Origin of the sequence: Psychromonas sp. (assembly GCF_047632995.1) — a bacterium.
Lineage (GTDB): Bacteria > Pseudomonadota > Gammaproteobacteria > Enterobacterales > Psychromonadaceae > Psychromonas.
The window spans coordinates 1-14,197 of record NZ_JBLIEK010000101.1; the positions used below are offsets into that span (position 1 = coordinate 1).

Consider the following 14,197-nt stretch of genomic DNA (forward strand, 5'->3'; position numbering starts at 1 on the left):
TAAGAGAATACGGAGATGCTTCAAAAGTATATATAGTGAGAGCGGATGGTTCTGTTTTTATTCCTGAATCAAGTTTTTGGTTTAGTAATGCAAGCAAAGTGAATTTAGCGCCAGGTGATACTATTGTGGTGCCTCGGGATGTGACGAATTACGATAATATTGGAATGTGGCAGGGTGTTACGCAGATTATTTATCAGAGTGCTGTGGCGTTGGCTGCTATTGGGAGTCTTTGATGGATGGGCGGCAGAGGCTTCCTAAACGCCTAATTGTGATTCACAAACGTTCAGGTACTTTAAATTAGTTAACTAGAGATTTACATGCCAGATAACATAGACCAACAGAATTCTGAGTTCAATACAAGTTATGCAAACGAAGATGAAATTGATTTGAGAGAATTGATGTCAGTGGTGTGGACCGGTAAATGGATCATATTATGTCTGACGTTATTATTTAGTGGAGGGTCGGTGGTTTATGCTATAAATCAGCCGAATATTTACAAGTCAGAGGCATTACTTGCGCCAGTCGAGCAAGAGAGGGCCTTTGGTTTAGGCGGACTCCAAAGCCAGTTAGGCGGTTTGGCCAGTTTAGCCGGTGTTAATTTGGGAGGTGGTTCTAGTAGCAAGACTCTATTAGCTATCGAAATTTTGAAATCGCGGGATTTTACAACACGTTTTATTCAAAAGCATAACATATTAGCTGATTTAATGGCGCCTGAAGGCTGGAATGTTGCCGATAATTCATTGACTTATCAACAAGATATTTACAATTTTTCTGAAAATGAATGGACAAGGGATGTTTCTTTGCCGCTCGTTTCAAAACCTTCGATGCAAGAAGCTTATATGGCTTTCAGTGAGATAATGTCCGTTAACACAGATAGCGATACAGGCATGATAACGCTGGCAGTTGAGCATATTTCTCCATTTATTGCTCACAATTGGGTCAATTGGTTGGTAGATGATATTAACCAAACGATGAAAACGAGAGATGTAGTCGAAGCTAAAGAAAGCACATTATTTTTGACTGCTCAATTGGAGCAAACCAAAATTTCGGACATTCGTGAAGTGCTTTATAATTTAATTGAAGAACAAACAAAAACAATAATGTTTGCAAATGTTCGTGAAGAGTATGTTTTTAAGACAATAGATAAAGCTCTGGTCCCTGAAGCGAAATCTGGTCCAAAGCGAGCATTAATTTGTATTTTGGGAACGATTCTTGGTGGGGTTTTAGGGGGAGTAATCGTGTTTTTTCGTTACTTCAATAGGGGGAATATTTAATTCTGCTTTGGTGAATGCTCGATATTTTAAATTAACAAGTGATAATGCATCACACAATCGCACTACTTTAACGCCATGTAAAAAATAAATGGTTGTTGTGCTGAAAAGCAAAAGAATAATGTTAAAAGGTGATTTATTTAATCAACCACGAGCCGGTTGCATTTTTTCCGAAAGTGCTGTTTAAAACACTTATTGGCCGCAAAAAGAAGGCTGGATATAAGTATTTAGGAAGGAAATATGCAGTTAGCGTTTTACTAAAATCGTTTCTGTGAATTAGACCTCAGTCAAATTGATTTTGAGAGAGTCTGCATTGATATGAATCATGTCTTTTAATAATTCAGTTAAGAAAGATCAACACATGTTTTTATTGTATCTTGAAGTACGAGTCTAATAAATGAAGCAAATATATTATAAGATAGTTTTCTCTGCTTTTTTAGCTGGGCTATCGGCTTTAGTTAGTTTTGGATTGAGCGTGCAAATTGCGAGAGTTTTTGGGGCTGATTTTTTTGCAGATTTTAGTTACTATATTTCAATAGTTACTATACTCGCAGTTTTTTCCTCAGTCGGTATGAATCAATATTTATTACTCAAATTACCAATTATGAATGAGGATGAAATTGAAAAATTAAATGTGGAAGTAGATTCAACACTGGTGCTAATTTGTTTACCCGTTTTATCATTGCTTTCGTTTTTTTTATACTTTAAAGGTGAAAGTTTAATAACTATAATATCAATCGTTGGTATATCCTTCTTTTCTTCTCTATTTTTGATTAAACAGTCAGTATATATAGCTTTAAAAAGAGTCTTCGTCTTTCAGTTTTGTGACAAAATAGTTAGAAATATTTTATTGTTGGTTCTATTTTTCTTTGTTAGTAATTATATAAAAAGCTTCTCTATTTTTATATTTTTCGTGTTTATTGGTTATCTTATATCGTTTCTATTAATTCAATATAACTTGGCTAGTTATAGCAAGTTTAGGGTTTCTAAAAGCTTATTATCATATAGCGATGTCAAGTCAACTTATCCATTATATTTGGTTTTATTATCAGTAACTTTAATGGGTAACTTAGATATCCTCATTGTAGACTTTCTATCAACATCCAAAGAAGTAGCTGTTTTTTCCGCTTCTCAAAAGGTAGCTTTACTTGCTGGCTTTTTAGTCAATGCTATTGCAAATATATTAGTTCCCTATTTTGTAAAAGCTAGTGAGGAAAAAGAAGGTGCTGTATTAAATCGACAAGTCAGATTTTCTGGTCTGTTTGGATTTATTTCAATTTTAATTTTTTTAATAATTATATTTTTTACTGGCGAGTATATCCTGTCTGTTTTTGGTGAGAGTTACATAACTGGCTATCCAATTTTGTTGGTGTTGGTAATAAATGCGTTATTGAGTGCGATGTATGGTCAAACCTTAACGTTAATGAAAGTTAAAAAAGAGGGTCTAAAATTGTCAAAGTATATAATTTTTGCTCTATTAATTAAGCTGTTATTAACTTTTAATTTTTACAAATACTTTGGTGTTATTGGAATTGCTTATAGTTCAACTTTATGTATATTTATCTGGAATCATTTGTCTTATAGATTTTTAAAGAAAAAATACAACATAAACACGTTTGTATTTCAGAGGTGATTTTATGAATGTTTTGATAGTGGGTGCTGGAAAATCTCCTAATGTAGGTGACCAGTTGATTGAAAAAGTACTTGGATGGACTTTGGTAAATAATTTTGAAGAGATCGATGCCGTTAGTTATTTTGATTTGACTGAAGGCGCTTATTCTATCGACTTTAAACAGCCGAATGTTGAAATTGAAAATATAAAAGAAAATGTCGAAAGTAAAAGAAAATCATACTTCTTAAGGTTTATTAAAACTTTATTAAATGTAAGCTGGAGTGATAAGAGCCTTTCTCATGAAGTGGAAGAGTCAGATGTTATTCTTATTGGCGGCGGGCATTTACTTATTGATAATTATGGTTCTTTTCTTCTGAATATAATCAAAGTAATCCGATGCGCTAATAAACTAGACAAAAAAATTGTGTTTTGGTCCGTTGGGGTAGGTAGTAAACATTCTTTAATTTGGCGATTTCTTGCGAAAAAATATATGAGTGATATCCCGCTGTACGCTAGGGATAGCGTTTCTTATCAGCGAGCTTTGAGGCTAGGGTTTAATGCGCTGGATTCTCTGCTGGACCCTGCGTTTTTTGTAAATGAGATTAAACCAACAGCCAATAGCGGTAAGTCAGATAAGTTAGGGCTTTTTATCATGGATCCTTACGAAATGGTGAGGCATAGTAATAATAACTTCAAAAGGCACGATATAGCCACATGGTGGCTAAATTTATTAGGCTTACTTTCGTCGAAATTTAATGATATTACAATCTATAACAATGGTTCACTGCAAGATATGAAGTTTATTCATAAATATATATTGCCAAATATTAAGTCTAATATAACAGTGAAAGAAAGGGCTTTATCATCAGACCAATTAATTGCTTTCGTTAAGGAGCCTGATGTTATTTTAGCTCAAAGGCTGCATGCAGTTATTCCTGGAATTGCATTCAACAAGAAAATTTACGCGCTAGAGTGGGATGATAAGTTAACCCACATATTGCAAGATATTCAAAGCGAGGAGCGCATGTTGTCCTACAATATGGCGCCTAGGGATGTCTTTAACACTTTAGCAAGCGCACTTGCTCCAAACGTCGATTTATCAGCTGAGAAGTTAAAATATATAAATACTTTAAAGTCGGTGTTGGGTAATTAGGTGACAAGGGGATTTTCGCAAAAGCCGCTAGTTGTTTTAGCTTACATTTATTTATTATTTTTTTCAATGATAAGCACAACTATTGCGATTTCGTTGATGGTGTTATTTTTAGTGTGGCTATCAACGAACGGGATTCTAACGTATGCTCAAAAGGTACTTGTTTTAGTTTTAGTTTCATTAAGCTTGGTTTTTAATATATATAATTTTGATCCGATATCAGGGGTAGATGAGCAAGCTTTCTTCGATAACCTGCAAAATTTTAATCTGTACGAGTTGCTGCGCAATGAGTTAACTAGGTTTCTAATTGTTGGTGGTTTTGTAAGTTCTAGAATTACATTTTCGGCCTTGCTCTCTTTTCTACTCCCTTTTCCTGGCTTTAGTGAAAATGCGTTTGTTATTGTTATAGTGAATGCGTTTTTTTGGTTTCTTTCTTGTAAATCATATTTATTATCACTCAAGAGTAATGGGTATTTAAAAGATGTGAAGTTGGCGTTGATTTTCTTAATGTCTTCACCAACCCTGCTATATTGGATGGGGAATTTTGGAAAAGATGTAATCGTAATTTCTATATGCTTATTGTCAGCGGCCGCTTATATAAATAAAAAGTACATCTTATTTTTGATTTTTTTATTAGTTGCATTAACTTTGCGGCCTTATTCTGTCGTTGTTATTGGTTGTTTTGTTTTTCCGTTTTGTTTTTCGTACAAGAAAATATTTTTACTAATGACTTTTGTTTTTGTTGTTTTTTTTGTAGGTACTAAATTTTCAATAATCCCATTTATAAACAGTTTTATAGGTTTTATTTACCTCTTTCTTAGCCCTAATCCGTTTAATTTGAGTAACTGGTCTATTTTAAATGAAACGAATGATTTTCTATTTTCTCCAATCATCATGGTCGTAGAATCGTTATTTATTTCACTTGTTATTTTTTATGGGATGATAGTTAAGAGGCGTTGGAGTGACAAACTTTTTAAATCTATGATTGCAATTTATTGCTTATCTATCTGTCTTGTTGGGGTGGGTTACATAAATTCAGATAGTAATAATGTGGTATTATCTGTCGGTAACTTGGGAGATAACTTCATCAGAAAAAAGTTAATAGTTTGGCCATTGATAGCTATAATGTTGAGTTTGATGTTTTCTAAAGGGAAAATAAGAACATGAAAATCGCGCATATAATTAAATCTTTAAACCCAGGCGGCGTTGAGACTTGGCTTAAAGATTTAGCTGCTGTTTCAAAAGATGAGTTGCATTATGTTCTACATAATAATGAAACTAGCTTTTATGAAGATGAAGTACTTAGGAGTGGTGTTGTAATAAAAAAGATTTCAATGTTAAAGGGAATGTTTGTTTTTTCTTATCAACTTTATAGATATTTCAAAGACCAAAAATTTGATGTGGTTCACTCGCATATAAATTTAGCAAGTGGTTGGATATTATTTATTGCACTTGTTGCTGGCACGAATGTAAGAGTTGCTCACTGCCATAATGATAAGCGAAGTGAATATAAAAGACATAACTTTCCTAGAAAATTCTATTATGCAAGTATGAAGTGTTTTGTGCATCTTTTTGCAAATTGTAAGATATCAGTTAGTGAGAACTGTTCGTCATCTATGTTTTTTAATCAAAAGGAAACTGTCTTAATCCTGCCTTGTGGATTAGACTTTGCTGCCAAAGGCAAGGTTTATAGCAGAAGTGATTTTGGAATATCTAATAATGATATCGTTTTAATGCATGTTGGTAGGTTTGTTCCTCAAAAAAATCACGCCTTCCTAATTGATTTAATGATTCTATTAAAAAAATTTGATAATTTTAAACTTTTTTTAATCGGTGAGGGAGATGATTTCGACACTGTTAAAGCAAATGCGGATGAAAATGATTTGAGCAATATATTCTTTTTAGGAATTCGCGATGATGTTAAAGACTTAATGAATAGTGTCGTCGACTTCCTTTTGTTACCTTCCCATTTCGAAGGACTTGGTTTAGTTGCAATTGAATCACAATCGAACAATGTATACACATTGGTCTCTGACAACGTACCTCATGCGGTTAAAATTTCAAGCTTTATTGATTTTTTAAGTGTCAATGATCCTTTAGTCTGGAAAAATCACTTATTAAATTTAGTGAGTCATAACGCTCACATTGCAGCAAAAAAATTAGATTTTGATAACTCAAACTTTAGTATAGAAAAAAATGCGAAAAAACTGACTGAGATCTATCAAGCTAGAGAGCGCGAGTTATGAAAGGAAGGGCGATTTTCGTATTGTTTAAATACTTGTTTACAGTTATTGATTTGTTTTTAAAAATAATACCTCGATTTGTCAAAAACGCAATGTTTGATGTGAGCTCTACTATACCCTTTAAGATTGGAATTGGATTCCGGTATGTTTTATTTAGGAGCTTAGTAAAGAGTTCTGGAGATAACATTTATATAGGTAGATGGGTGATTTTCAAGCATCTGAGTGAATTAAACGTTGGTGATAATGTTAGTTTTCACGAGTATTGCTACATTGATGCAAAGGGTGGAATTACAATAGGCAATGATGTTTCAGTCGCGCACGCTTGTAGTCTGATTTCATTTGAACACGGTTTTTCTGATGAAACAGAATCGATCAAGTATCAGCCACTGACGTTAAAGCCTATTGTTATTGCTAGTAATGTTTGGCTCGGCTGTGGTGTTAGAGTATTGGCCGGAGCCAATATAGATACTAAAACAGTCGTTGCAGCAAATTCTGTGGTTAAAGGTCATTTAGAAGGTTCAACCATTTATGCTGGTATACCAGTCAAAGCGATAAGAAAAATATGAATAGTGTTGCATTTATTCATGATCATCATTTTTATACAAATGATACTCATGACGCATTTTCACCCGGTAAGTTAACCAATAAGTCATTTGAACGATATTTGAAACATTTTTCGTCTATTACTATTGTTTCAAGATTTTCAGTTATTGATAATACTCAAACTGATTTTGGTTTATTAAATAAAGTCACGGATGACAATGTATCTTTTGAGGGATTTCCTAGTCAGTCGAACTTACTTAATCGGTTTGTATTTCGAAATTATTATCGCAGTAAATTGGGAATCATACTCAAGAATTTCGATGCTTTAATTATTAGAATACCTAGTGAAATTGGTTTTTTAGCTGCTGAAGTTGCTATTGATTTAGGAATTCCTTACGTATGCGAGATAGTTGCTTGCCCAGCGGATGCAATGGATGGATTTAGTTCATTTAAAGCAAGCCTTTATAAATACATAATATCAAAAACAATGAGACAAACTGCTCTAAGAGCCAACGGTTGCTTGTATGTAACAGAGCGCTTTTTGCAAGAGAAATATCCCACAACTGGTTTTTCAACATCAGCTTCAAACGTTGAAATTGACAGTATTTGTGATCCTAAAGTACATATGAAAAAAGAAAAATATTTACTTGTATCGACAGGTAATTTGGATAGTCACCACAAAGGTTATGGCGTTCTTTATGCCGCATTAAAGCTAATGGATAGTAAAATCTCTTTTAAATTGGAAGTCAAACTAGTTGGGCCGGGTAATAATTTTATCAAAGATAATCAGTACAAAAATATTGAGGTTACATATCCTGGTGCACTCAGCAAGGTTGAGTTATTAAAAGAATTAGATGCTGCCGACCTATACCTACAACCAAGTAATCAAGAAGGGTTGCCAAGAGCTACAATCGAAGCCATGAGTCGCGGGCTACCATGTGTGGTGAGTGATGCGGGAGGGTTACCTGAATTGGTTCAAGGTAGTTTGGTGCACAATAAACATTCTTTTGAAGAACTAGCTGAAAAAGTGATTTTAATTTTGAATATGCCTCAAGTTTACAATGATGCTGCTAATAGCAATGTTTACAAGGCCCTCGATTATATGCCTGAGCTTTTAAATAGTAAAAGGTTTAATTTTTTTGAGCGGTTGAAGAATCTAATATAAATTTTTTTTGGTGGTTTGCAAATGTATATCAGTGTTCAATATTTAAGAGCTTTTGCTGCTTTTTTAGTACTTCTATCGCACATAGGTTACAAATTGAGCATGAACGGTTCGGATTTGATCGACCAAAACTTTCATGTTGGAGGTTATGGAGTCGATCTGTTTTTTATTATTTCTGGTTTTATTATGTGTGTAACACTGGATAAAAAGAAACCTTCGCTTGTATTATTCCTCAGAGATAGAATATTAAGAATAATCCCTTTATATTGGTTCTTAACGAGCTTTGCGCTGCTTATTTACCTTTTAAAACCTAGCTTAGTTAATTCAAGTGGTGGCGATACATCTATATTTACATCGTTTACTTTGATACCTAATGGCGATAAATATTTAATTAACAACGGGTGGACCTTAAGTTTTGAGTTTTTGTTTTATTTTATCTTTGCTCTTTTTATTGGAGTTAATTTAAGCGTAAAAAAGTTTACGGTTGCAGCCATTCTACTCTTAGTTTTTATTGGCGGTACAGTAGACTTAGATCGGCCTTTTCTTGTTTTTTTGTTCTCGCCTCTATTACTCGAGTTTGCAATGGGTATATTGAGTTATTTAATAATTAAGCGTTTTTTATTGAGCGGATTAATTTCTATCTTACTGATTGTTTTAAGCTGTGTGATGCTAAGCTTTGTCAATCATGGGTGGAAGTTTGATGGTCATTTTGCAAGAGTAATCAATGGCGGGCTACCCATGATGTTTTTATTTGTTGGTTTTGTTGCGCTTGAAAGTAAAATTAAAATGTTTACGACTCCTTATGAAATAGGAATGTCATCATATTCTATGTATCTAATACATCCATTCGTTTTGGCTGGTGTTACGTTTTTTGTTAAATACTTTTCTATTATTCATTACAATCTGCTGTATGGTTTTTTAATGTTTTTTATGAGCTTTATAATTGGTTGGTTGTGTTACTTTTATGTTGAATTGAATATAAATAAATATGTCAGAAATAAGTTCATTAGATAAATGTAACTTTAGAGGAATATGAGTATGAACGAGTTTCTAGGTATAAAGTCGATTATTTATATAGTTAATGTAGATTGGTTCTTTATCTCTCATCGTTTACCAATAGCTTTAGAAGCAAAAAAGAGAGGCTATAAAGTTACCATAGCTTGCAATTTTACCAAGCATAAAGAAGAACTTCGTGACATGGGTTTTAATGTTATTAATATACCATTTACTCGAAGCGGAGGTGGTTTTCTAAATGAATTAAAAACCATTATCTATATCAGGAGAGTAATTAAAGAGGTTAAACCTTCATTAGTGCATGCTGTAACAATCAAGCCAGTTCTTTATACTGGGCTGGCATTAAAGACCATAACAAAAAACATTCCTATGGTAGCTGCTATTTCGGGGCTGGGCTACGTTTTTACCGCTAGTAATTTACGTGCCAAGTTGACGCGATTTATTGCATCATTATGCTACAAGGTAGCATTGACTCAAAAGTATAAAATTGTGATTTTCCAAAACAGTTCAGATGATGCTATTTTGACGAGAGTTGCAAACCTAAAATGTAGTGATAAAGCCTTAATTAAAGGCTCGGGTGTTGATTTGTCTGTTTATAATTCTTTAGCTGAAAATAATAGCGATGGTATTAAGGTGGTAATGGCCTGTCGCCTTTTAAAAGAAAAAGGAGTCTATGAGTATATTGAGGCTGCAAAGCAGGTAAAAGAACACTATCTGGACACTGAATTCTTATTAGTAGGAACGCCTGATTTAGAAAATCCAAATACTATTGAGCAAACTGAGATTGACCGATGGGTAAATGGAGGTGTAATAAACTATTTAGGACACCGAAATGATATTCCTAACGTATTTGCTGACTCAAACATAGTGTGCTTGCCATCTTTTTACGGTGAGGGAGTACCTAAGGTGCTGATTGAAGCTGCCGCATGTGGCAGAGCCATAATTACTACTAATAATCCCGGGTGTAAAGATGCAATAATTGATGGGGTAACCGGTATTGCGGTTCCTGTTCGCGATTCTGCCGCGCTTGCGATGGCGATTATCAAATTAATTGAGGATTCTGATTTACGAAATGTTATGGGTCAAAAAGGAAGATTATTTGCCGAACAGGAATTTGATGTAAATTCTGTCGTGCATAAACATCTGAAAATTTACAATAACTTAATAAGTACAGTATTATGATAGCCATAACTGGTTTTAGTGGATTTGTTGGGAGGCATTTACTGCCATTGCTAGACAAAGAAGAATGTTTATTATTAGGTAGAAAGGCGCCTAGTGATGATAACAACTTTTGCGAATTTAATTTAGCCGCTGCAAATAAGTGTGACTTAATTAATTTATTAAAACCGGTCTGTACACTTATCCATGCAGCCGCTCGCGTTCACGTAATGAGTGACAGGGCAATTGATCCGTTAGCAGAGTTTAGGGCTGTAAATACTATTGGGACTTTGCAGCTGGCTGAACAAGCAGCTGAGGCTGGTGTAAAAAGGTTTATTTTTTTAAGTTCGATCAAAGTTAATGGTGAAAGTACAACTAATCAGCAGCCATTCAGTGCCCATGATAACCCTATGCCAGTCGATCCATATGGGATATCTAAGTTAGAGGCCGAACAGCAGTTAGTAAAGCTTGGTAAGAAAACGGGTATGGAAATTGTCATTATTCGTCCTCCTCTTGTCTATGGATATGGTGTAAAAGCTAACTTTGCTTCATTAATGAAGTGTGTAACCAAAGGAGTACCGTTGCCTCTTAAGGCGATAAAAAACAATAAGCGTAGTCTAATTTCTGTTTATAATTTAGCTGATTTAATTGTTGAGTGTATTAATAATCCAAATGCTGCAAATAAGATATTTTTAGCTAGTGATAATCATGATATTTCAACTGCTGAAATGATTGCATTGATGGCTAAAGCTCAGGGTATAAATAACTTCGCATTTTCGGTTCCCATATCGACATTTTTGTTAATAGGTAAACTTTTTAAGAAACAAGATATGGTTGATAGGCTGACTGGATCTTTGCAGGTTGATATTACACACACAACTCAAACATTAAACTGGCACCCACCTTACTCTATAGAGCATGGCTTTAAGTTAGCTATTAAAAAATAATTTTGGATTTATTAATGACACGTTTATTGGATTTTACTTTTTCTTTTCTTGGGTTGATTTTTACCTTACCTTTTTTAGTTTTACTATATATCATCGGTTTATTCGATACAGGGTCTCCAATATTTTTACAACAACGAGTAGGTAGAAATAAAAAACCTTTTGTACTTGTTAAATTTAGAACTATGCGGATTGACACTGCGTCAGTAGCCAGTCATTTGGCAAATACTTCGTCGATAACTCGATTTGGTAGCTTTTTACGTAAATGCAAGTTAGATGAATTGCCACAATTATGGAATGTGTTAAAAGGTGATATGAGCTTAGTTGGTCCACGGCCTGGTTTATTTAATCAAGAAGAGTTGACCGAAGCCCGTGATGCTAATAATGTCTTTGACGTTCGCCCAGGAATTACTGGGCTTGCGCAAGTTAATGAAATTGATATGTCTACTCCCCATTTGCTAGCTAAAACAGATAAAGAGATGATTGAAACATTCACACTTTCTAATTACTTTAAATATATCTTTATGACACTTTGGGGCAAAGGGAGTGGTGATCGGGTGAAATGAACGTTCAGGCATTTTTGAGCGTGTTATTGTTGGTATGAAAAGGGCGCCATAAGTTGCAGGTCTTAGGCCACTATCAAATTGATAAGTGCTACATCGTCACTTTAGTTGTATTCGTAACAATAAGGTATATAATTTTATGTGGCTGGGATACAAGGCTTAAAACTTTAATATTGGTAGCGTAGAGGAAGAAGCATATGCTCTTAAAAGCAGTGAGTAACGTTTTAAACGCTCAAAGGAAAACAAAACGGTTCATTACTCTTTCAGTTGATTCGTTCTTCATTCTAATTTCTTTTTGGGCTTCACTTATAATCCGGCTTGATAACATCTCCGTATTTTCAAATGTAAACTATTGGCTAATTCTTTCCGGTTTACTGCCTTTAAGCATTCTAATTTTTGTGAAGTTAGGCCTTTATCGAGCTGTCTTAAGATATATGAGTTCCCAAGCCGTTTGGGCTGTAGTTGCTGGCACTATGCTATCTACAGCTGCGTTGGTGTTGATCGCATTCTTCTCTACAACAACTATTCCTAGGACGATGCCTTTAATTTACTGCGCTCTAATACTACTCTCCGTCGGGGGAGCAAGACTTCTTATTCGTGCATTAGTCACCCAATTCAACGGATCAAACAAGCAACCTGTTGTTATCTATGGTGCAGGTTCGGCTGGCCGTCAACTAGCAACAGGCATAGCGATTGGGTCTGAGTACTATGTATCAGCGTTCATCGACGACGATGGAACTAAGCACGGTTCTGTGATTCAAGGTATCCCTGTGATTGCTTTGATTGAGTTAAAGCAATTAATTAGTGCAGGCAAAGCCGTAAAAGTGCTGTTGGCATTACCAAGTGCCAGTCGTTCGGAGCGAAATAGGATCATTAATTCATTAGAAAAATACCAAGTTAAGGTACAAACCATTCCCGGTATTAAAGATGTAATTGAAGGCAACTTTAACGCATCTGAATTAATTGATGTGGAGATTGAAGATTTATTGGGGCGTGAGCCGGTAACCCCATTACCTCAACTTATGGCACAAAATATTACTGGTAAGAACGTAATGGTCAGTGGCGCCGGTGGTTCTATTGGCTCTGAATTATGCCGTCAAATTATTAAATTTAAACCCACCAAATTAGTTCTATTTGAATTGTCAGAATTTGCTCTTTATCAAATTGACAAGGAGCTTAGTGAATATATTCAGAAAAATGGTTTAAAAATAAAGCTATATCCGCTAATGGGGTCTGTGCAGCGCATTAATCGTGTAGAAAACGTAATGAAAGCTTTTGATGTTAATACTATTTATCATGCTGCTGCATACAAACATGTGCCTCTTGTTGAGCACAATGTTGTTGAAGGAATCAGGAATAATGTTTTCGGTACGTACTACGCTGCAAAAGCGGCAATAAATTCTGGTGTTGAAACGTTCGTATTGGTGTCTACCGATAAAGCTGTTCGACCAACAAACGTAATGGGTGCATCAAAACGAATGGCCGAATTAGTTTTACAAGCCCTTTCCCAAGCAAAATTTAATAAAAGCACCCGGTTTTGTATGGTCCGTTTTGGCAATGTTCTCGGCTCGTCTGGCTCGGTCATACCATTATTTAGACGCCAAATCCAAGAGGGTGGTCCCATAACGCTTACTCATGAAGACATTACTCGATATTTCATGACTATCCCCGAAGCTGCGCAACTGGTTATTCAATCTGGTGCTATGGGTAAAGGCGGCGACGTGTTTGTGCTGGATATGGGGGACTCAGTAAAAATTAAAGATCTGGCGGAAAAGTTAGTTAGGCTTTCAGGCTTAGAGATCAAAGATGCAAACAATCCAAACGGCGATATTGCAATAGAATGCACCGGCCTGCGTCCCGGTGAAAAGTTGTTTGAAGAATTACTTATTGGTGACAACGTTCAAGATACATTCCATGAGAGGATTATGACCGCCAATGAGGCCATGTTGAATTGGGAAGATCTTGAACCTCTGCTCAATAAACTAGATAAAATGTGCCACAACTTTGATCACGAAGGTATCAGAGAAATATTATTAAATGCACCAACAGGCTTTAACCCTTCAGACGGGATTGGTGATTTAGTTTGGGCTGCAAGGCAGCCTGCGGATAATGCAAAGCCTGTATCAGCTAAAATAATTAATTTAACCAGAGCGTAGATAATTATTTATACTACACATCGAGTCATTAAAAAGGAATATCAATGAAAGTAACAGTCTTCGGCATCGGCTATGTCGGCCTTGTACAAGCGGCCGTTTTAGCAGAAGTCGGCCACGACGTCGTTTGCGTCGATGTAGACCAAAATAAAGTAGATAACTTGGAAAAAGGCATTATTCCAATCTACGAACCCGGTTTAACTCCATTAGTTACCTCAAATTTTGAGCAAGGTAGAATTAAGTTTACGACTGATGCTGAGCGCGGTGTTAATCACGGTCAAGTCGTTTTTATTGCTGTGGGCACACCACCAGATGAAGACGGTTCAGCCGACCTAAAGTATGTGCAGGCTGTTGCTAAAACAATCGCAACCTACATGCAAAATC

Annotated in this window: 14 protein-coding genes; all 14 read left to right on the forward strand. The window is 35.2% G+C overall.

The annotated features are described in order from the left end of the window. A partial coding sequence (locus ACJAT7_RS14530) for a hypothetical protein (protein WP_415227520.1) occupies positions 1 to 233 on the forward strand: 233 nt, incomplete at its 5' end. A gap of 84 nt (positions 234 to 317) precedes the next feature. Continuing rightward, entirely contained in the window at positions 318 to 1,274 is a 957-nt protein-coding gene (locus tag ACJAT7_RS14535) for a Wzz/FepE/Etk N-terminal domain-containing protein (RefSeq protein WP_415227521.1), read from the forward strand. A gap of 394 nt (positions 1,275 to 1,668) precedes the next feature. Continuing rightward, on the forward strand, positions 1,669 to 2,904 hold the full coding sequence (locus tag ACJAT7_RS14540) for an oligosaccharide flippase family protein (RefSeq protein WP_415227522.1): 1,236 nt from the start codon (positions 1,669 to 1,671) through the stop codon (positions 2,902 to 2,904). A gap of 4 nt (positions 2,905 to 2,908) precedes the next feature. Next, positions 2,909 to 4,036: a polysaccharide pyruvyl transferase family protein gene (locus tag ACJAT7_RS14545; RefSeq protein ID WP_415227523.1), complete on the forward strand. Its 1,128-nt coding sequence runs from the start codon at positions 2,909 to 2,911 to the stop codon at positions 4,034 to 4,036. Continuing rightward, entirely contained in the window at positions 4,037 to 5,200 is a 1,164-nt protein-coding gene (locus ACJAT7_RS14550) for a hypothetical protein (RefSeq protein ID WP_415227524.1), read from the forward strand. It begins immediately after the preceding gene. Beyond that, entirely contained in the window at positions 5,197 to 6,279 is a 1,083-nt protein-coding gene (locus ACJAT7_RS14555; protein WP_415227525.1) for a glycosyltransferase, read from the forward strand. Before ACJAT7_RS14550 ends, ACJAT7_RS14555 begins: the two co-directional genes overlap by 4 nt. Next, on the forward strand, positions 6,276 to 6,842 hold the full coding sequence (locus ACJAT7_RS14560; RefSeq protein ID WP_415227526.1) for an acyltransferase: 567 nt from the start codon (positions 6,276 to 6,278) through the stop codon (positions 6,840 to 6,842). Before ACJAT7_RS14555 ends, ACJAT7_RS14560 begins: the two co-directional genes overlap by 4 nt. Continuing rightward, a complete protein-coding gene (locus tag ACJAT7_RS14565; protein WP_415227527.1) occupies positions 6,839 to 7,984 on the forward strand; it encodes a glycosyltransferase in 1,146 nt (381 codons plus the stop codon). The genes ACJAT7_RS14560 and ACJAT7_RS14565 overlap by 4 nt, the downstream gene beginning before the upstream one ends. Positions 7,985 to 8,005: 21 nt before the next feature. Next, positions 8,006 to 8,995 carry an acyltransferase family protein gene (locus ACJAT7_RS14570; protein WP_415227528.1) on the forward strand — a complete coding sequence of 330 codons (990 nt, stop codon included), beginning with the start codon at positions 8,006 to 8,008 and terminating at the stop codon, positions 8,993 to 8,995. Positions 8,996 to 9,019: 24 nt separating this feature from the next. Then, positions 9,020 to 10,177 (forward strand): glycosyltransferase family 4 protein, encoded by a 1,158-nt coding sequence (locus ACJAT7_RS14575; RefSeq protein ID WP_415227529.1) that lies wholly within the window; start codon positions 9,020 to 9,022, stop codon positions 10,175 to 10,177. Beyond that, positions 10,174 to 11,100, forward strand: coding sequence for a UDP-glucose 4-epimerase family protein (locus ACJAT7_RS14580; protein ID WP_415227530.1), 927 nt, complete (start codon positions 10,174 to 10,176; stop codon positions 11,098 to 11,100). Before ACJAT7_RS14575 ends, ACJAT7_RS14580 begins: the two co-directional genes overlap by 4 nt. A 14-nt stretch (positions 11,101 to 11,114) precedes the next feature. Further along, positions 11,115 to 11,663 carry a sugar transferase gene (locus ACJAT7_RS14585; RefSeq protein WP_415227531.1) on the forward strand — a complete coding sequence of 183 codons (549 nt, stop codon included), beginning with the start codon at positions 11,115 to 11,117 and terminating at the stop codon, positions 11,661 to 11,663. 194 nt (positions 11,664 to 11,857) lie between these two features. Then, positions 11,858 to 13,816 carry a polysaccharide biosynthesis protein gene (locus ACJAT7_RS14590; protein ID WP_415227532.1) on the forward strand — a complete coding sequence of 653 codons (1,959 nt, stop codon included), beginning with the start codon at positions 11,858 to 11,860 and terminating at the stop codon, positions 13,814 to 13,816. Between the two features lie 44 nt (positions 13,817 to 13,860). Beyond that, the coding region (locus ACJAT7_RS14595; protein ID WP_415227533.1) for a 3-hydroxyacyl-CoA dehydrogenase NAD-binding domain-containing protein at positions 13,861 to 14,197 on the forward strand (337 nt) is incomplete at its 3' end.